Source organism: Shewanella sp. SP2S2-4 (assembly GCF_031932025.1).
In the GTDB taxonomy this organism is placed as follows: domain Bacteria; phylum Pseudomonadota; class Gammaproteobacteria; order Enterobacterales; family Shewanellaceae; genus Shewanella; species Shewanella baltica.
The window spans coordinates 190,303-213,740 of the sequence record NZ_JAUOER010000004.1; the positions used below are offsets into that span (position 1 = coordinate 190,303).

Sequence of the window (23,438 nt, forward strand, 5' to 3'; positions counted from 1 at the left end):
CATGAGCAAGCGCGTTGTTATCGACCCTATCACACGTATCGAGGGTCACTTACGTATCGAAGTCGAAGTTGATGAAAATAACGTCATCAACAAGGCTTGGTCATCCTCCACACTTTGGCGTGGTATTGAAGTCATCCTCAAGGGCCGTACACCTATGGACGTGGGACTGATCGTGCAGCGGATCTGCGGTGTTTGTACCTATTCCCACTATCGCTGCGGCACTGAAGCGGTTGAGAACGCTCTGGGAATTCAAATTCCGTTGAACGCGAGATACTTACGTTCATTGATGCAAACCTCTTTATACATGCATGACCATATTGTGCATTTCTACCATCTACACGGTCTTGATTGGGTGGATGTGGTGTCTGCACTGAGCGCCGATCCGGCCAAAGCTGCACAAGTTGCGCTGCAATACACAGACCATCCCATAGCGGCGGGTGAAGGTGATTTAAAAGCGGTACAAGAAAGAGTTAAAGGCTTTGTCGAAACAGGAAAATTAGGTCCATTTGCCAACGCTTATTGGGGCAACGGCACCTATAAATTTACCCCAGAGCAAAATCTTATCGCGCTATCTCACTACCTTAAAGCGCTTGAAGTACAACGTGTTGCGGCAGAGATGCTAGCCATTTTTGGTGGCAAATCACCACATCCACAATCCGTTGTTGTCGGTGGTGTGACTTCGGTGCGCGACATGCTCAGCCCTGCTCGCCTGCAGGAATGGAAGCAAAAACATGCGACAGTAACTGACTTTATTCTGCGTGCCTATCAAGCAGATATCGTGATGGCGGCCGAAGCCTTTGGTACTGAACCTAGCGTGTTGGGCGGCGTAAACGTGAAAAACTTCATGGCGACCGATGACTTTGTGTTAGCCAATGGCGAATACATGTTTAATCAAGGCGTGATCATGAATGGCGACCTTGCCGGCGTCAGTGATGTGAATCCAGATCTGATTGCCGAAGACGTCAGCCACGCTTGGTATAGCGCCGATGCGCCGCAGCATCCCTATGACGGTACAACGATTCCTAATTACACTGGTTTTGTTGAACGTGACACTGTCTACGGCAAATTGCCAACACTGGATGGTGATGGCAAATACTCATGGGTGAAATCTCCCCGTTATCAAGGTGAACCTGTCGAAGTGGGTCCACTCGCCTGCCTATTGGTGAGTTATGCCCGCGGTAACAAGGTGGTCGTGGATTCGGTTAATGGCCTGCTCGCTCGCACAGGTCTACCCGTAGCGGCTCTATTTACCACTTTAGGTCGCACTGCAGCCCGTATGTTGCAGACAGTCATCGTCGCCCAAGAAGGCTTAAAAACCTTTGATGCGCTGCTGACGAATATCCAGTCAGATGAATCTACCTATGTAAAACCCAATATTGATCCAAATAAAGAGTATGTAGGTCACGCCATGATCGAGGCGCCACGCGGCATGTTAAGCCACTGGATCCGCATTAAAAATGGAGTGATTGAGAACTATCAAGCCGTCGTACCAACGACCTGGAACGCAGGTCCTGTGGATGCCAACGGTAAAATGGGTCCCTATGAAGCCTCTTTAATTGGCTTGAAACTGGAAGATCCTACTAAGCCCCTTGAGGTGATACGTATTATTCACTCATTTGACCCTTGCATGGCGTGTTCTGTACACGTAATGGATTTCAAAGGCCAAGCATTGAGCGAGTTCCGTGTCAGTCCCAATGGTCAATAATCGAGGGAGGGAACGCAAAATGAACCATTCTGCAACCCGCATTCGGACACTGATTTTTAGTCCGGCAATACGGATTTTTCACTGGCTCAGGGCACTGTCAATTCTGGTGCTAGTGATCACCGGATTCTATATTGCTTGGCCGTTTCTGGTGGCGCCTGAAAGTACGGACGTACTCGTACAAGGCTGGATCCGCTTCGCTCATCTGATCTGCGGTTTTGTACTAACCGCAATCACTTTAGTGCGCTTCTACCTGTATTTTTTCAGCCGAAGCGACATTGAGCGGCGCTCATTTCGCGATGTCATGAGCGTAAAAAGCTGGATCACCCAGCTGAAATCTTACTTATGGATGGGGCACTTACATAAAGCCGGTGTCTATGGACCGCTGCAATTTGTGACTTATGTAGCAATCTCACTGGTCGCTCTTGTGATATGTATAACGGGTCTGGTGTTGTATGCCAATGTGTATCACCAAGGTTTAGGTGGCATGCTTTGGGGCAGCGCCGCTTGGATCACGGCACAAATGGGTGGGCTGGCACAAGTTAGGATTTGGCATCACTACCTCACTTGGGCATTTGTTATCTTTGTGGTTATCCACGTCTATATGGCGGTTTGGTCAGGGATACGCTTCAAACATAACTCAGTTGACTCGATTGTCTCTGGCTATGACTACCCAAAGCCAGACTCACACCACTAGGAGTCCAATGAAGATATTGCTACTCGGTATTGGCAATGTCCTGTACGCCGATGAAGGCATCGGCGTACATTTTGTCAATTATATAGCTGATAATTATCAGTTTACCCATGAGTCCCACCAGCTAAAGCTGCTCGATGGCGGCACCTTGGCTCAGGGACTTATCCCTATTATTTGCCAATACGATTATTTAATCGTGGTCGATACAGTTAATGCCAATGGCGTAGAAGCGGGCGAAGTCTATTTCTTCGATTTTGATAAAGCGCCGAAGGAAATCGACTGGCAAGGCAGCGCCCATGAAGTCGAAATGCTGCAAACCCTCAATATGATGGAAATGGTTGGCGACAGACCTAAGACCTTTGTGCTGGGCGTCACCCCAACCGTGCTCGAACCTATGGTGCTAGGCTTGACCCCTAAAGTCGCCGCCGCGGTACCTTTAATGGAATCAAGCTTGTTATCCCACTTAGCCTCCCTTGGGTTCACTGCGACGCGTGTTGCCGAGCATAGTATCGACTCGCTGATCCCTGACTCTTATAAACGCGGCGTTACTACTGGTGAAAGTATATAGAAGATGAAAAACATCAGATTTGATTTTACCTGCTCACGTCAGGTGCCTTTGTACGCGCATTTATGTAATCAATATCTAAATTACGATGAACTAAATATCAGCATAGGCTGTGATGGTCAACATAGCTCAGGTCAATATGGTGCTGGCCAACATGACTTTGGCCCTCAAAGCTATTTTATTGAAGCTCAGGGCGAGCAAAACCAACTAGAACAATTGGCCGATGCCATTGCCGCGGACTTTTTGATTTCCGCTTGGTTGATTGACTCTAGCATTAAAGTCATCGACGAGCCCCAAGGCAGTAAAACCTTACTGCCCTTTCCACAGTCTGGATCAAGCTCTGCCATAGTGCCTTTTTGCCAGCATTGTTATCCGCTGATTGGCGATAATCAGTCGGCAAAGTTTGGCACACTCGATTTAATTTGCCCTTGCTGCAAAGGCGAAACACAATTAACGTCCGCACAAAAAGCGTTAACCTTGTCAGATATTAAAGCCATGGCACAGGGACTGCTGACACAAGGCCCACTGACATTAGCGGCCGCCGATAATCTGCAACTTAGTCTGACACCGTTTGCTCAGCCCTTAGGCGAGCGGCCACAACTGTTAATTTGTAATCCCAATACGCTAAACGCCCATTTTTGTCTGAACGATGCGCAGGTGCTCGCGCTTTCGAGTATTGAAAAGCCGCTTATCTGCGCGAGACCCACGCAAGAACACGACAAACTCAGTGCGCCGCTGTACGACATTTGCTTTGCCTACAGCCGAGTGATCTTAGTGCTCGGGGAAGTATTACGACAAAAAGGGGTCGATTGGGTTTACATTAAAGGGCCGCATAATAGGCCGAAGCTAGCGTGGGTCGATGGTGCTTGGGCACAAATTGCCAGCAAAGATTTAGGCTCAATGCAGACTCAAACCAAGCACTTTATCGCCCCAGAACCCTTAAGGGAAAAAGTCAGTCTTCACGGTTATCAAGCCCAATGGCAAGCGGCGAAACGCTCACGTTCCCATCAAGGCGAACTGAGTGTGGCGGTATTAGCTCAATCGAGTGAAGCGACTCATGCTGCTAACACCTTTGCCGCTAACGCAGGTGCCGATAATGGTGAAATTGAGCACGCTGGCACGCCACACGCTAGCGATACCGAAAATCATACCATCGCGGACGCAGCGTTATTCAGTGCCTTACTCAAGGGTAAATTTACTAGCCACAGACAGGCAAAAAATGCCGCGGTCATTTACTTAAGCCATACCCACGCCAGTCAAATTGTGACCTGCGATAATAAGGGCGACACCGAACTCTTCTTCGCGCTGCCCGAGCTGCCCGATAACGGTTACGAAATTTTCCATCAACTGGACAGCAGTCCACAAAAAGCCGTGGCACAGAAGTTTAAAAGCCTGTTCCCAGACGATTACCTAAAACTCTTAAGCCTAAAGCTTCACGGCAGACGGGACAACTTGCAAAGTCTGTGGGCCATTGCCGCCATTTTAATTGGCCTCAATCCCCAAGAAGAAACGCAAAGCCAAGAAAAACTCAGCGATGCACTCATGGCCGCCGCCATGCGCTACCACGGTGCCAATGCACCGCGTATCGATTATCCGCTGACCAAAGGTGAAGCCCACCGCAGCCTAAATTGGTGTAAAACCTTAGGCACTGTCTTAAGTTTTCGTATTGCGGGTAATGACGATCCGAGTCAGCTCGCCTTTGCAATGCAAGACTCGCTGGCGGACTATTTATCTAACTGGATCGAGCATATCGATTTAAATATCGGCGTGCACAATATAGCCTTAGCGGGCAATGAATTAATCAATGAAACCCTGTGCAAACGCATCAGCTTACGCTTAGGCAAAAACTTTCCATTGGTGATCAATCGCAGCCTAGATTTAGACGGCGATAACTTAGCCGTTGGGGCACTTTACGTTAAGCAGCGCCAACTGAATGCCCATGATTAGGAGGCCAAAAGTTAAGTCACAACGTATGAAGCCACATAGGCACAATAGTCGCCACAAAAAGCACTGTGACCTGCAGATAAAACGAAGGCTGGCATTGGAATACCTTGTCCACAAAGGAGCCACGTTAAAGCGTTGTCAGCTGCACGTCACTGGCATAGTACAAGGGGTGGGATTTCGCCCCTTTGTCTATCGTTATGCCCTTGAGTTTCAACTGACGGGCACTGTGCTCAACAATGTCAAGGGCGTGACCATTGAGCTGCAAGGTAATGATGAAAACCTCACTCGCTTTATCACTGTACTCAATACCACTCCACCGCCACTTGCCCGTATCGACAATATCAGTCAAATACCACTGCCGATTTTATTAAGCGAAACCACGTTTGAGATTATAAAAAGCGACACGAATGACGCCGATAACTCAAGCCCACTAATGGGCGTGCAAGTCGCAGTATCGGCGGATAAAAGCACCTGCCAAGACTGCATGAACGACATGCATAATCCTGATGATCGCCACTTTGGCTATGCCTTTACCAACTGCACTAACTGTGGCCCTCGATACACGATTATCAATGCTTTACCCTATGATAGACACAACACCGCTATGGCCGATTTTGACATGTGTCCCGAGTGCGCCAAAGAATATCAAAACCCACTCGACCGCCGCTACCATGCCCAGCCCATAAGTTGCCCCGCCTGTGGCCCCAGACTCAGTTTAAAAACACCGCAAGGGGAATACATCCTTCCCAATGCCTCAAATGTCAGCGCACCTGAATTGAGTACGGACCTTGCGGTACTGACAGCAGCGGCTGACAGATTACGCCAAGGGCAGATTCTGGCAATTAAAGGATTGGGTGGATTTCACTTAATCTGTGATGCCCGAAGTGACAATGCCGTCAACGCACTCCGGCTGCGAAAACAGCGCCAAGCCAAGCCGCTAGCGGTGATGATGGCGGATATCACCATGGCGCAGCACTATGTCACAGGGACGGATGCCGAGTGGCGAGTGCTGAGTTCGCAGGAAAGGCCCATAGTGCTGATGAGCAGCCGAGCCGAACATGATCTCAGCTTAGCTGTCGCCCCCAATCTGAATAAACTCGGGGTATTTTTACCCTACACACCGCTACATCATTTGCTATTGAGTCTCTTCAAAGGGCCATTAGTTGCGACCAGCGCCAATGTGTCAGGCGAGCCTATCATCACAGATTGTGACGAGCTGATTAACAGCTTAAGCCATGTGGTGGATGCCATAGTCGATCATAATCGGCCGATTATTAATGGCTGCGATGACAGTGTGGTGCAAGTGATTCAGCCGCACATGGATTCCTCCGCAGAGGTACAAGTGCTGCGTCTCGCCCGCGGCTATGCGCCCTTAAGTTTTCCACTTGATACACCGCTAACCCAATCAATTTTAGCCGTAGGTGCACAGCAAAAAAATGCCATCGCCTTAGGCTTTGGCAACAATGTGTTTTTAAGTCCCCATATTGGCGATTTATTCAGTGTCAGCGCCGAGCAATATTTTGAGCGCACCTTAGCCACTTTTGCTCGGTTGTATCACTTTACGCCAAATCTTATTATTTGCGATAAACACCCAGATTATGCCCCTTCGCGCTGGGCTGAAATGCACTCAAACTCGAGTGTAAAACTCAGCGATACCAGTCAAAATAAATGTTTATCGGTGCAACACCACCATGCCCATGTGCTCAGCGTAATGGCGGTTAACCAATATCGAGATCCCGTATTGGGCTTTAGTTTTGACGGTACTGGGCTTGGCGACGATGGCAGTTTATGGGGCGGTGAAGTGCTATTAACTACGCTCGATAAAGCGCAGCGACTGGCCCATTTTGAGCCCATAGCTCTGCTAGGTGGCGAGCAAGCCATTAAGCAACCCGTGAGGTTGTTACTGGCATTATTATTCGAGCAAATGAGCCTCAATGCTGTACTCGCATTGCAATTACCTATATTGAACAACATGCACCCAAACACTCTGACTAACTTACATAAGATCTGGCAGAACGGCAGTGCGATAAAAACCTCCTCTGTCGGACGACTGTTCGATGCCCTCGCCTGCGCCTTAGGCTTAATCGAAACCACACTGTTTGAAGGTCAAGCAGGCATGGCGATAGAAGCCGCGGCCAATCGCGCCGATGCATTAGCCCTTGAAGTCATTTCGCTTAACTTACCTCTTGACATCGACCAGTGGCGCAGCAGTGAGATGTTCAAGCAAATTGTTGAATTCATTACAGCACAACCGCTAACAGACAATAGATGCTATACCATCGCCCGCGCCTTTTTACACACATTAGGTGATGCTATCTGCGACTATGCCGCCCAGTACAAACACCTTCCCACCGTGCTCTGCGGCGGCGTATTCCAAAATAAATATCTAATAGAATACTGCCTGAGCAAACTCAGTGCCCAAGGCAATCAAGTGTTATCCAGTAAACAAATCCCCATCAATGATGGCGGCATAGCTCTAGGCCAACTTTGGTATGGCATTCATCAGAATCAATAACCTTATTTATTTGATAACCCCTGATGTTCGCTCGCCATTTTTATCCCCATAAACCTGACGAACATCAAAGATCTGCAGCGCAATTTGTATCACACTCAACATTAGCGTAACCAAATTAACGATCCGTATATCAGCATTCACAATTCGTCAGGCAAAGTCCTCGCACTCTGCCGATTCAAGGAGAGGTAAAATGTGTAAAGACTGCGGCTGCTCCCTTACCCGCCACGACCATGATCATTTAGGCGCGCATTCACATGTTGATAGTCATGACCATAGCCATGATCACGGCCATTCGCATGACGCATCGCATAACTCATCACATAGCCATAGCGAGTTACACACCAATCCTCAGTTAAACGATAAAAAAACCTTGTCAGTCATCCACAAGATTTTAGATAAAAATGATGTCGAAGCTGGTCATAACCGCGCCCACTTTGAGGCACATAAGGTCACGACCTTCAACATCATGAGTAGCCCAGGCAGCGGTAAAACTACCCTTTTAGAAAATCTCAAAGAATACACCAAGCTCAACTATGCGGTGATTGAAGGCGACTTAGAAACCTCACGCGATGCAGACCGCTTAATCGCGAAAGGCATTACAGCCTATCAAATTCAAACGGGCTCGGCCTGTCACCTTGACGCCTTTATGGTGCACGGCGCCCTACATCACCTGCCACTTGAAGGGCTGGATATTTGCTTTGTCGAAAACGTCGGCAATCTCGTCTGCCCAGCGAGTTATGACGTAGGTACCCACAAAAATATCGTGCTGCTGTCCGTGCCTGAAGGCGATGATAAGATTGAGAAATACCCTGTGATGTTCCGCCGAGCCGATGTAGTTTTTATCACTAAGTGCGATCTACTGCCCTATTTTGATTTCAAGCTAGACGAAGCCAGAGCACAGCTTAAAAAACTCAATCCAGCAACTCAAATCATTGAAGTCTCCATCAAAGATGGCGACTCCATGCAGGCTGTGGCCGCTTGGCTTAAAGACAACATTCGAGGTGCACAATAATGTGCTTGTCCATACCATCCCAAGTGGTGGCGGTCGATATTGAGCGCCAGAGCGTCACGGTCGATACCTTAGGCGTGCGCCGCGATGTCAGTAGTCATTTGATGAATGAGCCACTGGAGATTGGCGACTATGTGTTGATCCATATTGGCTTTGTGATGAACAAAATCGATAAGGAAGATGCGCAGCAAAGCATTGACCTATACCAAGAAATCGTCACTAAACTCGAAAACGAAGCCATACACTGACCATCAACAATGCAAGATTGAGTAGCAAGGCGCGCACCCTATCGAGTGCACCGAGGAAAGAGCATGCTTGAACTAAAACACCTCTATCAAGGCTTTCGCGATCCCCAAACGATTGCCAATTTAGCGCGGGATATTCAGGTAACCGCTAAATTGGTTAAGCAACCAATCAATATCATGGAAGTCTGTGGCGGCCATACCCACACTATTATGAAATACGGCTTGCTGGATTTACTGCCTGATAATATTGAGTTTATCCACGGTCCAGGTTGTCCTGTGTGCATTATGCCGAAAGAGCGCATTGACCAAGCGGCGGCGCTGGCCTCCCAAGAAAATGTTATTCTTGTGACGCTGGGCGATATGATCCGTGTGCCCGGTTCTAAGGGTTCCTTAGCCAGTTTTAGGGCGAAAGGCTGCGATATTCGGCCGATTTATGATCCCTTAGATACGCTCAAAATTGCCCGCGATAATCCCGATAAAACCGTGGTGTTCTTTGCCATTGGCTTTGAAACCTCAACCCCAATGACAGCAATTTTATTGCAGCTGGCCGAGCACGAAAAACTCGAAAATCTGTTATTCCATATTAATCATGTATTAGTGCCGCCCGCGATTGATGCCGTGATGCACGACCCGCAAGCCAGAGTGAATGCCTTTATCGGCCCCGCCCATGTGAGCGTGATCAGCGGCGCCAAAATCTATCGCAGCACAGTCGAAAACTATGGTACGCCCGTGGTTGTCGCAGGATTTGAACCCGTTGATGTGATGGAGTCGATTTTACGGATTGTGCACCAAAAAGCCGCGGGCAAAGCGGAGCTCGATATCCAATACAGCCGCGCGGTATCGGAAGACGGTAACCTCACGGCGCAGGCCAAAGTGAATCAATTCTTTAATGTCAGACCGCAATTTCGCTGGCGCGGCCTCGGCCCTATCCCCAATTCAGCGCTGCAGCTCAAACCCGAATATGCCCACAGGGACGCCGAACTGCGCTTTAAAGACCGCCTACCCGTGAAGGAAATTGACGATCATAAAGCCTGCCAGTGTGGCGACATTCTTCGTGGGCTTGCTAAACCAAAGGACTGTAAAGTTTTTGGCCGCGGCTGCAATCCAGAAACGCCCCTAGGCAGCTGCATGGTCAGCTCCGAAGGTGCATGTAACGCCTATTACCGCTATCAAGGTATCGATATCAAGGAGCCACATCATGGCTGATACGCTAAAAGATAAATCCATTCAGCTCAGCCACGGCGGTGGCGGCAAAGAAATGAATAAACTGATCCGTGATCTGTTTTTTGCCGAGTTTGATAACCCAATCCTTCGCAGCGAAGAAGACGCTGCCAAACTCGATTTGCACGGCGCCAACGCCTTTACTACTGACTCTTTTACCGTCTCACCTTTGTTTTTTGCCGGCGGCGATATCGGCAAACTCGCCATCGCAGGCACAGTCAACGATCTCGCTATGATGGGCGCAGAGCCTCAATATCTGAGCTGTAGCGTGATCATCGAAGAAGGCTTTTCTATCAATGATTTAACGACTATTGTCCGCAGCATGGCAAAAGAGCTCAAACAAAGTGGTGCGCGGATTGTCTGCGGCGACACTAAAGTCGTGCCCAAGGGCTGTGCCGATGGTTTATTTATTAATACCTCAGGCATTGGCCGCATCTTGCGTCCCAACATCTCAGCGGCAAACATTGCAGTGGGCGATGCCATTATCGTCTCCCGTGATATTGGCTGCCACGGCGCAGCGATTTTAATGGCGCGTGAAGGACTCACGCTCGAATCAGCATTACAAAGTGACTGCGCCACGCTCTGGCCGATAGTCGAGCAATTGATTGCCGCCAATATTCCCATTCATGCGATGCGAGATGCGACTCGCGGTGGCTTATCGGCAGTACTGAACGAATGGGCTATTGCCTCCAATGTTGGTATCACAGTGAATGAGGCCAGTATTCCCGTCAGCGATGAAGTCAAAGGTCTGTGCGAACTCTATGGTTTCGAAGCCATGGATCTTGCCAACGAAGGCACTTTCATCCTCGCCGTCCCCAACGACATCGCTTTAGGTGCGCTCGAAATCATGCAACGCTTTGGCCACTGTGAGCATGCAGCGATAATCGGCACTGTGAGTGAGGATTTAGTGGGGAAAGTCGTGCTAAGAACGCCTTGGAATACCAAGCGTTATCTCGATCTTCCCCAAGGTGAACTGCTGCCAAGGATTTGCTGATGCACGAATATTCAATTGTGAATGCGCTGATTGAGCAATGCGAGCAGCACGCGCAGGCTAATCATGCCGATAAAATCACCCGAGTGGATATCAAACTAGGCGTCATGAGCGGGGTTGAACCTAGCCTGCTACAAACGGCCTTCGATACCTTTAAGCTCGATGGGATTTGCAAAGAAGCCCTACTCAATATGCAAATTCAGCCGCTAGTGATACTTTGCCAAGACTGCCAGACTGAATCCGTACTGAGTGAGCGCACGGTCGTCTGCCCTGCGTGTCAAAGCTATCGCACCCGCGTACTCGATGGCGAAGACATGCTACTGATGCAACTTGAGATGGAACAGAACGAGGATTAATCATCCACGATACGCATGGTTAACGACAGCGCTATTGATAAAACGCTCTATAAATAAAGAGTGCTATCAATAAATAACGCCCTTCAACACAAAAATGGCTTCGAGCAATCAGAGCTCAAAGCCATTTTAAACCACACTATTTCAGTCACGCTACAATCAGCCGTAAATAGAAGCTTCACCCTCTGGGCGCGTCTTGAGCAACCGCAGGAACCACATATACTGCTCTGGATAAGCTAAGATAACTTGCTCGACCACTTTGTTCAGTGCCAACGCTTCGTTTTCTTTGCCCACCATATCTTCAGGCGCAACGGCCGCCATCACGGTGAGATCAAATTGGCGTGATGTTTGGTTGTAGCCAATCTTTACTGGTAACACTTGGGCATTCCCTGCCTGCGCTAAACGCCCAACAACAGGTAGCGTTGCCTTTACTGTACCTAAAAAAGGCGCAAACACGCTTTGTTCAGGACCTAAGTCTTCATCGGGAAGATAAAAGAAACTGTTACCGCGCTTAAGCTCAGCCAATAACGCCCGAATGCCCGCCTCGCGCATATACACATGGCCACCACAACTGCTGCGTACACGATTACTAAACCAATTGAATAAGCCGTTTTTATGGGCTTTGGCCATAGTCACCATAGGCAACTCAAGGTTAAGGCGTAAACCAGCATAATCGATTGGCCACACATGGGGCATGATAAAAATGATCGGTTGCCCAGCAGCCTGCGCTTTAGTCACATGCTCAAAGCCGATTAAATTGACTCGACGACGTAAATGCGCTTTTGAGCGCACCAGCAATTCGCCCTGTGCTAACAACACCAAAACGAAGTTTTGCACGTTCTCACGGATTAACACTTCAATCTCGGCGGTGGATTGCTCAGGAAAGCACGCCCTTAAGTTGGCTCTGGCAACGCTAATGGGCTTTTTGGCAATTGGCATCACTATTTTTGCCAATAATCTTGCTATGGGATCACGCAGCCATGCGGGCATGAGTCCGAAAATCACTAATAGACCAATCACTAACCAAGTGGCCCAGTATCTAGGGTGTAATAAGGCGAGTTTAAAACGACGGTCAAAATGTTTGGGCTGTCTTGACAAAGAATTCACCTCAGACAGTGGATAAAAACAATGGAGATATTGCATGAAAAAATAAACAGGAAAGCCACTCTCTAAGGAGTGGCTTTCCCATCAAACAAACGAAATTACTTACCCGTGTTTGCTGCTTCTACACGAGTTTTCAGCTTTTGGCCGGGACGGAAAGTCACGACACGACGAGCAGAAATTGGGATATCTTCGCCTGTTTTTGGGTTCCTTCCCGGTCTTTGATTCTTGTCCCTAAGGTCAAAGTTGCCAAAGCCAGATAACTTGACCTGCTCACCACTTTCAAGTGCGCCCCGAATCTCTTCAAAGAACGACTCAACCATCTCTTTGGCGACACGTTTGTTCATTCCGAGTGTTTCAAAAAGATGTTCTGCCATTTCGGCTTTGGTAAGTGCCATACTTTAATCCCTCAACGATGCGTTGAACTCGGACTTAAGGGCAGAAACGACTGAACCAACGGTCTCAGCAATCTCTTTTTCCTCAAGCGTACGAGTAGTGTCTTGTAATGTAAGTGCTATCGCCAGGCTCTTCTTGCCGGGTTCAACACCTTTACCTAAGTATACATCGAACAAGTTTATGCCAACCAACTGATTTTCGCCAACTTTTCTTATCAATTTCATTACATCACCTGCAGATACACTCTCATCTACTACGACTGCGATGTCACGACGATTAGCTGGAAACTTAGATACAGCTTGGGCTAGCGGCAAACTGGTATGCAATAAAGCATCCAATTCCAACTCAAAAACGATGGTTTTACCATTGAGTCCAAAAGGCTTCTCCAAACTAGGATGGATTGCACCTATATGACCGATCACTCGATCATTTCTCAATATTTCAGCACATTGCCCCGGATGGAGAGCAGAATGCGTCGCTCCTCTAAAGCTAAATTCTGATGCGGAAACTGTCAAGCCGATAATTGCTTCTAAATCACCTTTAAGGTCGAAAAAATCAACGGTTTTCGATTCCATAGCCCAATGTTCATCATTTTGGAGCCCAGTAATGACACAAGCGAGCATTGCTTGTTGTCTTACACCGGATTCTGCATTGATATCAGGAACAAAGCGCAGGCCAGTTTCAAAAAGTCTCACGCGACTCTGTTGACGACTTTGGTTATAGCCAACTGCGGCCAATAAACCGGTGAACATTGACAGGCGCATGGCCGACATTTCACTGGAAATTGGGTTTGGTAACACCATAGCGTCTAAACCAGGGTGAACCAGATTTTGCAATTTGGGATCGACAAAGCTGTAGGTTACCGCTTCTTGGAAGCCGCGAGCGACCAATAAGGCACGCACGCGTTTTAGGCTTAAGTCAGATTCTTTATGATCTGACATACGCAGCGCGGCAACTGGTGCGATATTCGGGATATTGTTATAACCGTAAATACGCGCCACTTCTTCAATCAAATCTTCTTCAATCGCCATATCGAAACGATAAGTCGCAGTGGTGACCTGCCAGCTTCCCTCTGCTGCAACGACAGCAAAACCTAAACGCGTGAGGATTTCAGCCACATCGCTATCAGGTACATGGTGACCGAGGATTTTATCTAACTTGCTACGACGTAACACGATTTGTGCTGGTTTGGGTAAATCAGCCTCTGATTTAGCCTCAACTACAGGGCCCGCTTCACCGCCACAGATATCCAGCACTAAACGGGTCGCACGGTCGATAACCTTGTGCTGCATCTCAGGGTCAACACCACGCTCAAAGCGGTGTGATGAGTCTGTGTGCAAGCCTAAACGACGTGACTTACCCATAATGGCAAGCGGCGCGAAGAAGGCACATTCAAGCAGTATGTCTTGGGTTGTGTCACTCACGCCCGAATATTCGCCGCCAAACACGCCAGCAAGGGCTAATGGACGCGCATCATCGGCGATCACTAAAGTATCGTTTGGGATGGTCACTTCGCTGCCATCAAGCAGAGTGATTTTCTCTTCGCCCGTGCCTAAACGCACTTGGATATCGCCCGTTAACTTGGCAAGATCGAAAGCGTGCATAGGTTGACCGAATTCAATCAACACAAAGTTAGTGATATCAACGATAGGATCGATAGAGCGAATACCGCTACGGCGCAGTTTTTCCTGCATCCATAACGGCGTAGGCGCTTTCACATTGACGTTTTTAACCACACGGCCTAAGTAACGTGGACAAGCGGCTGGCGCCTTAACGTTAATCGTGACCTGTGCATCTGTCGTTGGCGTAACGGCTTGCCACTGTGGCTCAACCACAGCTTGGCGGTTTAACACGCCCACTTCACGGGCAAGACCTGCCATGCCTAAGCAATCGGCACGGTTAGCCGTTAAATCTACATCGATAACGGCATCATTAAGTTGCAGATAATCGCGGATGTCAGTGCCGAGTGGCGCGTCCAATGGCAATTCGATAATGCCATCGCTTTCGACGTTGATGCCAAGCTCACTGTACGAGCACAACATGCCTTCTGATGGCATGCCACGCAGTTTGGCTTTCTTGATTTTGAAATCGCCTGGTAATACGGCGCCAACCATAGCCACGGCCACTTTAAGACCCTGGCGGCAGTTGGGTGCACCGCAGACGATATCGATAAGTTCGCTACCACCAACGTTGATTTTGGTCACGCGCAGTTTATCGGCATCGGGATGCTGACCACACTCAACCACTTCACCAATGACTACACCGCTAAAATCGGCAGCCACGGCTTCAACGTCATCGACTTCGAGACCGGCCATAGTGATCTGGTGGGATAATGCTTCACGGCTGACTGAAGGATTGACCCATTCACGAAGCCAAGATTCGCTAAATTTCATGCTATTACAGCTCCGTTATTTAAATTGCTTCAGGAAACGTAGGTCGTTTTCGAAAAACGCACGTAAATCGTTTACGCCGTAACGCAACATAGTTAAGCGCTCGACACCCATACCAAAAGCAAAACCAGAGTATTTTTCTGGATCTATGCCAACGCTGCGCAGCACGTTCGGGTGCACCATACCGCAGCCAAGCACTTCTAGCCATTTACCATTTTTGCCCATCACGTCTACTTCTGCTGAAGGTTCAGTGAAGGGGAAGTAAGATGGACGGAAACGCACTTGCAGATCTTCTTCGAAGAAGTTACGCAGGAAGTCATGCAAAATGCCCTTCAATTCGGCAAAGTTAACATGTTCATCCACGAGCAAACCTTCCACTTGATGGAACATTGGCGTGTGCGTTTGGTCGTAATCGTTACGATAAACACGACCCGGTGAAATAATGCGTAAGGGTGGCTTTTCAGTTTCCATAGTACGGATTTGCACGCCCGACGTTTGGGTACGCAGCATCAGTTTAGGATTGAAATAAAAGGTATCATGATCAGCACGCGCAGGGTGGTGTTCAGAGATATTCAGCGCATCGAAATTGTGAAAATCATCTTCAATTTCAGGCCCTTGCTTTACCGAGAACCCTAATTCCCCGAAAAAGGTTTCGATACGTTCAATGGTACGCGTCACTGGATGTAAGCCACCGATCTCTTGGGTACGGCCTGGCAAAGTCACATCAATCTTTTCAGCGATTAATTTGGCTTCCAGTTCCGAACTCTTCAGACCATCGATGCGCTCAGTTAATTTTTGTTGAATAGCCTGTTTAGCATCATTGACCGCTTGGCCAAAGGCTGGCTTTTCTTCAGGGCTTAAGCTACCCATCATTTTCATCATGTCGGTGATCTTACCTTTCTTACCTAGGTAATCGACACGGATATCATCCAGTGCTTTTAGATCACTGGCCTGGTCAATAATGACTAAGGCTTGTTCTACGATCTCAGTTAACTGCTGCATTTTCTCTTCCACTGCATAGTCGCGCTTGATAAACAAGTGCTATGGGCGCCAAACTTTCAGGCTATTTGGGTGCTCAGGTTATCGGGCGTTAATGCCAGACGCTTTGCTAGCTATAACGAAATAAAAGGATAGAAATTTTACGCGAGCGAGCGGCATATTACTAGGGCTTATTGGGGGTTTTTATCATGCAAATTCATGTGTTACCCCAGTTCAGAGCCTGAGTTTTGCTCAAGGTGAAATCCAAACCTCAATTCTGACCGAAACAAGTTCCCTATACAGCCACTAGCAGCATTTGTAACTAAACTGTAAACTAACGCCTGTACCCTGCCAAAATTGCAGCAAACAACACAATAACGACTGCAATTAGACTACATTAGCGATATAAATCATTACAAAACAGAAAACTATCAAGTCTATGGCAAACTGACCGATATACATTCGGTTCACAGCCCATTTTATCGAGGCACTCATGAAAGAAGTAAAGTTTCGCTGGATAGATCAATATCTTATCCATATGACCTTAAAAACTAAATTCGCAATTCTCTCTATCGTTCCTATGCTAATGATTGTTGGACTGGCGATTTTTCTTGATAACCAATCCCAGCAAACCTTAGTCCAAGGACAACTCAACGGTCTGCAAAATGCGTCACAACAAATCAACCAAGTCACGGGTACCTTATATAACAAACTCCCAGAGCAAGAACGCCAAGCTATCCTTAGCCAGCTAAGCCGCGACATCAAAGGCAATGTCAGCATTATTTCGGTGAATGAGGCCGACAGTAAAGCGCAATCCTTAGCTCGCAGCGGTGGCGGTATTGATAATAGCGGTAAGCTACCTAGAGCTGTGAGTGGCGTTAACGATCAAAACCTGATCACGATTATTCCCTTAGACAGCAAAGAAATTGATGCCCTGCTCGCCAAAGATAACCTGCTGGTTTACGGCCTGATGGCGGCGCTTCTATTTGTGTTGTTTTTATTTAGCTACTACATTTCGACCTTCGTGGGCGGCGCACTTTATACCACAGTGATGGCATTAAAACGGGCCGCATCGGGCGATTTAACTGGGCGTTTAAACTTCTTCGAAGTAAAAGACGAGTTCAGTATCTTAGCTATCAGCATAGATACCTTAGTTGAACGTCAACATCTGTTAGTGAAACAAATCGCCGAGTCGACAACAAAAATCCGTGAGGTAGTCTCCTCGTTTCGTAGCACAGCGCAGCAAGGTCAATCCTTGGCGGTGAACCAAAGACAACATTTGGACTCCCTAGCGACGGCAATGGAAGAAATGACCGCCGCAGTGAAGGAAGTCGCCCGCAATGCCGAGCAATCTTCTGCCGAAACTCAAGAGGCTAATCAACAAGTTAGCGCGGGCGGTAAAGACATTGAAACCACAGTCAAAGCCATCGATGTGTTATCGGATGAGATCTCCTCAGCCTCGAATGCGGTGGGCGTACTCAATGACAACGCCGGTAAAATTGATGAAGTGGTATCAACCATTAATGCGATTTCCCAGCAGACCAACCTACTCGCCCTCAACGCGGCGATTGAAGCAGCGCGCGCCGGTGAACAAGGTCGTGGCTTTGCCGTGGTCGCCGATGAAGTACGTACCTTAGCGGGCCGCACTCAAGCCGCAACGGTTGAGATCAAAACCATGATCGAATCGCTGCAATCGGGTACTCGCAATCTAACCCAAGTGATGTCGCGTACTGTGAGTCAAGCAAATGAAGGCAAACAACACGTACTGCAAACGGGTAAAGACTTAGAGTTTATCGCCCACCACAGTAATAAAGTGTTTGAAATGAGTGTGCTAATCGCCACCTCGGCCGAAGAACAATCGGCTGTGGCCAACGAGATTGCGACTAATCTGATGGAAATCCGCAACCAGTCCCACGATGTGGAGCAATCGGCGAACCAGTCGGTTTCAGGTTGTGATGAGCTGCAAGCAACAGCTGGGCAACTTGATCAGTTGATGGTGGGATTAAAAATCTAGTCGAGCATTATTTGATGGAATTTAAATTCACTTAACACCCAAAATGCACAAGGGAGCGATAATCGCTCCCTTGTTGTTTTTTCATTCTGACGGTAACGGTCCAATCAACTACTGTTGTTTCAATCAACCAGTGTCGTTTCAACCAATAATTCACTTTTCAATCAATAAGTCACTTTTCAATCGACAACGCGACGGTAAAAATTAATCCACGTCTGTTAATCCACATCTTTGAGTGGCCATAGCACGATATGATCTTCAATATCCTTCACGCGTCTTTCATCGACCACTTTGCCTTGGATCGACATGCCCGCTAAATGCATCGCTTCTTTAGAGCCAGTCAGCAGCGGATGCCAGCTCGGTAGCTCACGCCCTGCCGCTAACCGGCGATATGCGCAACTCTCGGGAAGCCAAGTTAACTCATGGATATTATCAATCGTGATCACAGTACATTGAGGGACATGGGTGAAACGGTCAGAGTAATGCTGACAGCCCGCCGTTTGATGATCGAGTAAAAGGCAGGCCGCATTGGTGTAATACAAGTCTTCGGTTTCATCATCTATCAACTTGTTTAAACAACATTTACCACAACCGTCACACAGGGATTCCCACTCGGTTGCGCTCATCTGCGCTAATGTTTTGCTCTGCCAAAATGCCATGATTAACTGTATCTTCTCAATAAAAAGCCCGCTTAATGCGAGCTATTTTACACTAGTTTATCGGCGGATACTTTATTCTCTCGGACAGATGCGCGACAGAAATCCCGAAATAATCGGTATTCTGCCAGTGCATTAATACGCGGTAATTGCCATAAACGAGGTATTTTCGACCGGTAACACCATCGGGCATGATTAGCGAGGCCTTGATTTCTTCGCGGGACGGCAAATCGGTATGATCAAACTTGCGAATACCGAGAGTTTGCCACTGGGCTAAGGACTGGGGTTTATCTAATCCAGCGACGGCCAAATCAAGCGTTGCAGGCACTTGTACTTGTCGCCCCCAAGTATCATCGCCGTTCCAACCGAGTTGCTGTAGCAAATGCGCCGCGGAGGCAAACGCATCTTGTGTGTTGTGCCAAATGTCTTTCTTACCGTCACCATCGCCGTCCTGCCCATAGGCAAGATAATCCGTTGGCATCAGCTGCGTTTGTCCCATGGCGCCATTCCAACGACTTTTAAGATCTTGAAAACCGATATGATCTTTATCCATTATGCTGAGCGCTGCAATAAACTCTTTTTTGAAGAAAGCTTCGCGCTCGCCGCCAAAGGCCAGTGACGCAGTCACAGATAGCACAGGATAATCCCCAGAGGCTTCACCAAAGTCTGAAACAAGCCCCCAGAGCGCAACTAAGAAGCGTGGCTGAACTGAGTATTGGCTGGCGATGGCATTGAGTTGTTGTTCATGCTCTTTAAACAGCACACGGGCGGTGTCAACTTTCCACTCGGGCACAGTGTCGGCGAGATAAGTATCGAGGTTGTGAGTTTTGTCAGTTTGGGAACTGTCTGTCGCGCGGGCTTTTTTGAAGAGTTTGATCTGGGGAAAGGCTATATCTAAGGTGGTTTGGCTGATGCCTTGGAGACTAGCTTCTTGCTTTAATTGAATTAAATAATCACTAAAGCTGATTTTCTCGTCTAGTTGCTGCGCCATGGCAGGCAAACTGCACGCACTCATCCAAATAATGAAACAGACAAATGCCCTGATGGCAGCGAAGATATATGCGGCAAGTCGATAAAGCTTATTCAGATAAAGCCCAAAGTGACAAATCTTAACCGGGAAAGCATTGGTTTGATAAGCTTGGGTTAGATAAGCACGGTATCGATGCATATACCTTCCTGTTATTGTTATGCTATTGGCTTAATCTTTGATCCCAAGACTGAGTTTATGCTCTGCCAATAAATTCACCTGAGGTGGTGGAATTTGTAAATAAAAGCCGTTTTCTTCCATCGCAGCTCTCACCTTTTGAATATCTGCCATGCCTAACGCATCACGTTTCGCAATAGGAAACACCATCACCAGCTTTGGCACGCCGAACATTTCCATCAAAGGCGCTGGAACATCATCAAAACAATCTCTTTTCTTCACAAATAAATAAGTATCAGCCTTTCGGCTACTTTTATAAACGGCACATAGCATAAGAGTACAAATATCCAATAGTTCAAACTTGCCAGTCAATGGGGCACACTATAACATGGTCGCCTAGTAATTTAATTGTAAAATCAGCGAACCGACTGATGATTTCTGGAGAATAGTGCCGGGATGTCAAAACCTAGCTTAGAGTTAAAAGGCGCTTCTTTTACTCTTTCAGTGCTTCATATTAATAGCAGCGATTTACAAGCTGTCATGACTGAATTAGACAGTAAGTTGGCACAAGCTCCTCAGTTTTTTCTGGGTGCTCCTTTAGTCGTCAATCTGAGTGCGATCCAACACGACAGCTTAAATTTAAGTGCGTTAAAGGATCTGCTGATCTCACGTCAATTAGTGATTGTTGGCATAACGGGCGCGACAACCGTACTCAGTAAACAGGCTAAAGACTTAGGCCTTGCCATAGTCAAAGCCGGAAAACAGAGTAGTACGCCACCGCCAGCACCGCGCCAAACTAAGATAGTGAAGCAAAATATTCGTTCAGGCCAACAAGTCTACGCAAAAAATGGTGATTTAATCATATTTGGTGCGGTAGGCAATGGCGCAGAAGTCATCGCAGATGGTAGCATTCATATCTATGGCGCATTACGAGGGAAAGCCATGGCAGGCGCGGCGGGCGATACCAGTGCCGTCATCATAGCCCACTCTCTGGAGGCCGAACTCGTTTCAATAGCAGGGCAATATTGGCTCGCTGAAAATCTACAACAACATAGCTCAGATAAAAGCGGCTGCATTCGCCTAGACGGTGAGTCGCTTATGGTTGAATCATTGCCCCTCTAAATGGCAGAACAAAGGATAGAGAGAAACATGGCACAAATTATTGTTGTCACTTCAGGTAAAGGCGGCGTAGGTAAAACCACATCGAGTGCTGCAATTGCGACCGGTCTTGCCATGCAAGGACACAAGACAGTCGTTATTGATTTCGACATTGGTTTACGGAATTTAGACTTGATCATGGGTTGCGAGCGTCGTGTGGTTTATGACTTCGTCAATGTGATCAATGGTGAAGCCAATTTAAATCAAGCGCTGATCAAAGATAAGCGCTGCGACAAGTTATTCGTATTACCCGCTTCACAGACTCGCGATAAAGATGCGCTGACTAAAGAAGGCGTCGGCCGTGTGCTGGACGATTTAGCCAAAGACTTTGAGTTTATTCTGTGTGATTCACCTGCGGGGATTGAGCAAGGCGCTATGATGGCACTGTATTTTGCCGACATTGCCATTGTGACCACGAACCCAGAAGTCAGTTCAGTGCGCGATTCAGACCGTATTTTAGGGATGCTGCAGAGCAAATCCCGTCGTGCCGAGCTAAACCTTGAGCCAATCAAAGAATACTTATTGCTGACGCGTTATTCACCGAGCCGTGTAAAATCGGGCGAAATGTTGAGTGTCGACGACGTGAAAGAGATTCTGGCCATTGAATTACTGGGCGTGATCCCTGAATCACAATCGGTACTGAAAGCCTCTAACTCAGGCGTGCCTGTGATTATCGATCAAGAAAGTGATGCAGGTTTAGCCTACAGTGACACTGTTGCACGTTTACTGGGCGAAGATGTACCAGTACGCTTTATTACGGAAGAAAAGAAAGGTTTCTTACAACGGATATTTGGTAGCTAATTATGTCTTTACTCGACTATTTCAAAAGCAAGAAAAAGCCTAGCACTGCGGTAATGGCTAAAGAGCGCCTACAGATCATTGTGGCTCATCAACGTGGACAAAGGGACACTCCCGATTATTTCCCACAGATGAAACAAGAGATCATTGCCGTTATTCGCAAATATGTGCCGATTTCTGATGATCAAGTTTCTGTGCAGTTAGATCAAAACGACGCGAACCTGTCGGTACTCGAACTTAACGTCACATTGCCTGACAGATAAGTCGATTACGCAAAAAGCGTCATCTTCTGTGGAAGATGACGCTTTTTGTTAGCTGTTTTTCGGCTTAAATACTGCGCATAAAGTACAAGACATCACGCGCAAGATTTAAATACTAAATTAAAAGCCTTAGACCTCAAGCTTAGCTAAAGACTCAGCGGCAATCTCGCCTCGCCATCCGCATAACACCGCGGGTAAATCCCCTTGTTGCTTATCCCAACGCCATTGCAAAAACTCATGGATATGACGTTTAGAACCGAGCATTTCCTGCGGCACATCATGCTGTTCGCACAACTCGACTAAACAGCTTTTAATCGCCTTAAAGGCCGATTTGTAGCCTGATTTTAACGCCAACACATCCACTAACTCAGGTAAATTGACCAAATCAGCGGTTTGCAGCACACGTAATAAATCTTTGCCGTGGATACGTTTTTCTTGCTCAGTCAAATCATTGAGCTTAAACAAGTCGGCCGAGGATTTAGGTTGCTTCTTCGCCAATGCGATAAGACCATGATCTTTGACCACAAAACCTAGGGCTAAATCACGCACTAAGGCTTTTTCAAGACGCCACTTAGCAAGCACTTTAAGATAAGCCAATTGGATTTCGGTCAGTTGGAAAGCATTTTTCACTTTCAAATAGGCAGTGTCGAGATCAGGATCGGCAAGCCTGCCCTGAGTCATCCTCTCCCCTTCCTCGTATAACCAAGCTAAACGCCCTTGGGCGCTGAGTTTCGCTTCCAGTTGAGGATAGAGCTGATACAAGTACAAGACGTCATTAGCGGCGTAGCTTAACTGTGCTTCCGTTAAAGGACGGCGGATCCAATCGGTACGCGACTCGCCTTTATCGATCACTTCACCAAGGCAAGTTTCAACTAACTTGGCATAACCCACACCGTGGCCCATACCGCACAAAGAGGCGGCAATTTGGCTATCAAACAAAGGCGTAGGCTGACATTTACCGTAGTGGGCAAACACTTCTAAATCTTCACTGCAGGAATGCACAAGCTTAATGATATTCGGGTCCGATAACAGCGCCCAAAACTGGGCTAAATCAGGTAAAGCCACAGGATCAATCAAAGCTAAGGTTTTACCATCATAGGCTTGGATCAAACCTAACTTGGCATAATAAGTACGAGTACGAACAAACTCGGTATCTAACACGAGTATCTTACTCTGTTTATATTGGGCAACGAGGGCATTAAGGCTTGCTTCATCACTCACATATTGAAACGCTGACAAATTCTTCTCCAGATCCTGTGGGTCAATCACAGTCCATAAAAACAAAAGCCGGCAAATGCCGGCTTCAA

General features: G+C 47.6%; 22 protein-coding genes. 14 read left to right on the forward strand and 8 right to left on the reverse strand.

Annotation, left to right across the window (positions count from 1 at the left end):
* Position 1 precedes the first annotated feature (1 nt).
* The 10 genes from hyaB to hypA all read left to right on the forward strand — a co-directional run bounded on the left by hyaB (position 2) and on the right by hypA (position 11,242).
* Positions 2–1,705, forward strand: a complete 1,704-nt coding sequence (hyaB, locus tag Q4Q54_RS05505; RefSeq protein WP_311987924.1) for a nickel-dependent hydrogenase large subunit — start codon at positions 2–4, stop codon at positions 1,703–1,705.
* A 19-nt stretch (positions 1,706–1,724) separates the two neighbouring features.
* Complete coding sequence (gene cybH, locus Q4Q54_RS05510; protein WP_028760178.1) at positions 1,725–2,399, forward strand: Ni/Fe-hydrogenase, b-type cytochrome subunit; 675 nt, start codon at positions 1,725–1,727, stop codon at positions 2,397–2,399.
* A 7-nt stretch (positions 2,400–2,406) separates the two neighbouring features.
* Complete coding sequence (locus Q4Q54_RS05515) at positions 2,407–2,964, forward strand: HyaD/HybD family hydrogenase maturation endopeptidase (protein ID WP_028760179.1); 558 nt, start codon at positions 2,407–2,409, stop codon at positions 2,962–2,964.
* A gap of 3 nt (positions 2,965–2,967) precedes the next feature.
* Positions 2,968–4,908 carry a NiFe hydrogenase gene (locus Q4Q54_RS05520; protein WP_311987925.1) on the forward strand — a complete coding sequence of 647 codons (1,941 nt, stop codon included), beginning with the start codon at positions 2,968–2,970 and terminating at the stop codon, positions 4,906–4,908.
* Entirely contained in the window at positions 4,901–7,420 is a 2,520-nt protein-coding gene (hypF, locus tag Q4Q54_RS05525; protein ID WP_409438281.1) for a carbamoyltransferase HypF, read from the forward strand. Before Q4Q54_RS05520 ends, hypF begins: the two co-directional genes overlap by 8 nt.
* A 190-nt stretch (positions 7,421–7,610) precedes the next feature.
* Positions 7,611–8,432: a hydrogenase nickel incorporation protein HypB gene (gene hypB / locus Q4Q54_RS05530; RefSeq protein WP_311987928.1), complete on the forward strand. Its 822-nt coding sequence runs from the start codon at positions 7,611–7,613 to the stop codon at positions 8,430–8,432.
* Positions 8,432–8,677, forward strand: a complete 246-nt coding sequence (locus Q4Q54_RS05535; protein WP_011846641.1) for a HypC/HybG/HupF family hydrogenase formation chaperone — start codon at positions 8,432–8,434, stop codon at positions 8,675–8,677. The genes hypB and Q4Q54_RS05535 overlap by 1 nt, the downstream gene beginning before the upstream one ends.
* A gap of 63 nt (positions 8,678–8,740) precedes the next feature.
* Positions 8,741–9,880, forward strand: coding sequence for a hydrogenase formation protein HypD (hypD, locus tag Q4Q54_RS05540; protein ID WP_311987929.1), 1,140 nt, complete (start codon positions 8,741–8,743; stop codon positions 9,878–9,880).
* Complete coding sequence (gene hypE / locus Q4Q54_RS05545; RefSeq protein WP_311987930.1) at positions 9,873–10,889, forward strand: hydrogenase expression/formation protein HypE; 1,017 nt, start codon at positions 9,873–9,875, stop codon at positions 10,887–10,889. Before hypD ends, hypE begins: the two co-directional genes overlap by 8 nt.
* Positions 10,889–11,242 carry a hydrogenase maturation nickel metallochaperone HypA gene (gene hypA / locus Q4Q54_RS05550; protein ID WP_311987931.1) on the forward strand — a complete coding sequence of 118 codons (354 nt, stop codon included), beginning with the start codon at positions 10,889–10,891 and terminating at the stop codon, positions 11,240–11,242. The genes hypE and hypA overlap by 1 nt, the downstream gene beginning before the upstream one ends.
* Before the next feature lie 156 nt (positions 11,243–11,398).
* Here the strand turns inward: hypA and lpxM are convergent, their stop codons facing one another.
* From lpxM to pheS, 4 genes are all read right to left on the reverse strand, one after another.
* Positions 11,399–12,337 carry a lauroyl-Kdo(2)-lipid IV(A) myristoyltransferase gene (gene lpxM, locus Q4Q54_RS05555; RefSeq protein ID WP_311987932.1) on the reverse strand — a complete coding sequence of 313 codons (939 nt, stop codon included), beginning with the start codon at positions 12,335–12,337 and terminating at the stop codon, positions 11,399–11,401.
* 104 nt (positions 12,338–12,441) lie between these two features.
* Positions 12,442–12,738, reverse strand: a complete 297-nt coding sequence (ihfA, locus tag Q4Q54_RS05560; protein ID WP_006081370.1) for an integration host factor subunit alpha — start codon at positions 12,736–12,738, stop codon at positions 12,442–12,444.
* 3 nt (positions 12,739–12,741) lie between these two features.
* Complete coding sequence (gene pheT, locus Q4Q54_RS05565; protein ID WP_311987933.1) at positions 12,742–15,129, reverse strand: phenylalanine--tRNA ligase subunit beta; 2,388 nt, start codon at positions 15,127–15,129, stop codon at positions 12,742–12,744.
* A gap of 15 nt (positions 15,130–15,144) precedes the next feature.
* On the reverse strand, positions 15,145–16,128 hold the full coding sequence (gene pheS, locus Q4Q54_RS05570) for a phenylalanine--tRNA ligase subunit alpha (protein WP_006081368.1): 984 nt from the start codon (positions 16,126–16,128) through the stop codon (positions 15,145–15,147).
* A 469-nt stretch (positions 16,129–16,597) separates the two neighbouring features.
* Between pheS and Q4Q54_RS05575 the strand changes: the two genes are divergently transcribed.
* Positions 16,598–18,118 carry a methyl-accepting chemotaxis protein gene (locus tag Q4Q54_RS05575; protein ID WP_311987934.1) on the forward strand — a complete coding sequence of 507 codons (1,521 nt, stop codon included), beginning with the start codon at positions 16,598–16,600 and terminating at the stop codon, positions 18,116–18,118.
* A gap of 215 nt (positions 18,119–18,333) precedes the next feature.
* On the opposite strand, the gene Q4Q54_RS05580 is transcribed toward Q4Q54_RS05575, so the two are convergent.
* From Q4Q54_RS05580 to Q4Q54_RS05590, 3 genes are read right to left on the reverse strand one after another with little or no spacing between them, the layout of a single operon-like run.
* Complete coding sequence (locus tag Q4Q54_RS05580) at positions 18,334–18,774, reverse strand: YcgN family cysteine cluster protein (protein WP_311987935.1); 441 nt, start codon at positions 18,772–18,774, stop codon at positions 18,334–18,336.
* Between the two features lie 52 nt (positions 18,775–18,826).
* Entirely contained in the window at positions 18,827–19,939 is a 1,113-nt protein-coding gene (locus Q4Q54_RS05585; RefSeq protein WP_311987936.1) for a lytic murein transglycosylase, read from the reverse strand.
* A 30-nt stretch (positions 19,940–19,969) separates the two neighbouring features.
* Positions 19,970–20,248 (reverse strand): YcgL domain-containing protein, encoded by a 279-nt coding sequence (locus tag Q4Q54_RS05590; RefSeq protein ID WP_006081364.1) that lies wholly within the window; start codon positions 20,246–20,248, stop codon positions 19,970–19,972.
* A gap of 123 nt (positions 20,249–20,371) precedes the next feature.
* On the opposite strand from Q4Q54_RS05590, the gene minC reads away from it, so the two are divergent.
* Genes minC through minE form a run of 3 tightly spaced genes read left to right on the forward strand, consistent with a single transcriptional unit; the run spans position 20,372 to position 22,134 of the window.
* Positions 20,372–21,037: a septum site-determining protein MinC gene (gene minC, locus Q4Q54_RS05595; RefSeq protein ID WP_006081363.1), complete on the forward strand. Its 666-nt coding sequence runs from the start codon at positions 20,372–20,374 to the stop codon at positions 21,035–21,037.
* Between the two features lie 27 nt (positions 21,038–21,064).
* Entirely contained in the window at positions 21,065–21,874 is an 810-nt protein-coding gene (gene minD / locus Q4Q54_RS05600; protein ID WP_006081362.1) for a septum site-determining protein MinD, read from the forward strand.
* A 2-nt stretch (positions 21,875–21,876) separates the two neighbouring features.
* On the forward strand, positions 21,877–22,134 hold the full coding sequence (gene minE / locus Q4Q54_RS05605) for a cell division topological specificity factor MinE (protein WP_028760193.1): 258 nt from the start codon (positions 21,877–21,879) through the stop codon (positions 22,132–22,134).
* Between the two features lie 126 nt (positions 22,135–22,260).
* Here minE and rnd read toward each other — a convergent pair whose 3' ends face one another.
* Positions 22,261–23,370 (reverse strand): ribonuclease D, encoded by a 1,110-nt coding sequence (rnd, locus tag Q4Q54_RS05610; RefSeq protein WP_006086390.1) that lies wholly within the window; start codon positions 23,368–23,370, stop codon positions 22,261–22,263.
* Positions 23,371–23,438: the final 68 nt, after the last annotated feature.

What these genes read in the sequence shown, in the direction of transcription:
- hyaB (WP_311987924.1), top strand. Translation starts at nt 2, where the DNA reads ATGAGCAAGCGCGTTGTTATCGACCCTATCACACGTATCGAGGGTCAC.
- cybH (WP_028760178.1), top strand. Translation starts at nt 1,725, where the DNA reads ATGAACCATTCTGCAACCCGCATTCGGACACTGATTTTTAGTCCGGCA.
- Q4Q54_RS05515 (WP_028760179.1), top strand. Translation starts at nt 2,407, where the DNA reads ATGAAGATATTGCTACTCGGTATTGGCAATGTCCTGTACGCCGATGAA.
- Q4Q54_RS05520 (WP_311987925.1), top strand. Translation starts at nt 2,968, where the DNA reads ATGAAAAACATCAGATTTGATTTTACCTGCTCACGTCAGGTGCCTTTG.
- hypF (WP_409438281.1), top strand. Translation starts at nt 4,901, where the DNA reads ATGATTAGGAGGCCAAAAGTTAAGTCACAACGTATGAAGCCACATAGG.
- hypB (WP_311987928.1), top strand. Translation starts at nt 7,611, where the DNA reads ATGTGTAAAGACTGCGGCTGCTCCCTTACCCGCCACGACCATGATCAT.
- Q4Q54_RS05535 (WP_011846641.1), top strand. Translation starts at nt 8,432, where the DNA reads ATGTGCTTGTCCATACCATCCCAAGTGGTGGCGGTCGATATTGAGCGC.
- hypD (WP_311987929.1), top strand. Translation starts at nt 8,741, where the DNA reads ATGCTTGAACTAAAACACCTCTATCAAGGCTTTCGCGATCCCCAAACG.
- hypE (WP_311987930.1), top strand. Translation starts at nt 9,873, where the DNA reads ATGGCTGATACGCTAAAAGATAAATCCATTCAGCTCAGCCACGGCGGT.
- hypA (WP_311987931.1), top strand. Translation starts at nt 10,889, where the DNA reads ATGCACGAATATTCAATTGTGAATGCGCTGATTGAGCAATGCGAGCAG.
- ihfA (WP_006081370.1), bottom strand. Translation starts at nt 12,738, where the DNA reads ATGGCACTTACCAAAGCCGAAATGGCAGAACATCTTTTTGAAACACTC.
- pheT (WP_311987933.1), bottom strand. Translation starts at nt 15,129, where the DNA reads ATGAAATTTAGCGAATCTTGGCTTCGTGAATGGGTCAATCCTTCAGTC.
- pheS (WP_006081368.1), bottom strand. Translation starts at nt 16,128, where the DNA reads ATGCAGCAGTTAACTGAGATCGTAGAACAAGCCTTAGTCATTATTGAC.
- Q4Q54_RS05575 (WP_311987934.1), top strand. Translation starts at nt 16,598, where the DNA reads ATGAAAGAAGTAAAGTTTCGCTGGATAGATCAATATCTTATCCATATG.
- Q4Q54_RS05580 (WP_311987935.1), bottom strand. Translation starts at nt 18,774, where the DNA reads ATGGCATTTTGGCAGAGCAAAACATTAGCGCAGATGAGCGCAACCGAG.
- Q4Q54_RS05585 (WP_311987936.1), bottom strand. Translation starts at nt 19,939, where the DNA reads ATGCATCGATACCGTGCTTATCTAACCCAAGCTTATCAAACCAATGCT.
- Q4Q54_RS05590 (WP_006081364.1), bottom strand. Translation starts at nt 20,248, where the DNA reads ATGCTATGTGCCGTTTATAAAAGTAGCCGAAAGGCTGATACTTATTTA.
- minC (WP_006081363.1), top strand. Translation starts at nt 20,372, where the DNA reads ATGTCAAAACCTAGCTTAGAGTTAAAAGGCGCTTCTTTTACTCTTTCA.
- minD (WP_006081362.1), top strand. Translation starts at nt 21,065, where the DNA reads ATGGCACAAATTATTGTTGTCACTTCAGGTAAAGGCGGCGTAGGTAAA.
- minE (WP_028760193.1), top strand. Translation starts at nt 21,877, where the DNA reads ATGTCTTTACTCGACTATTTCAAAAGCAAGAAAAAGCCTAGCACTGCG.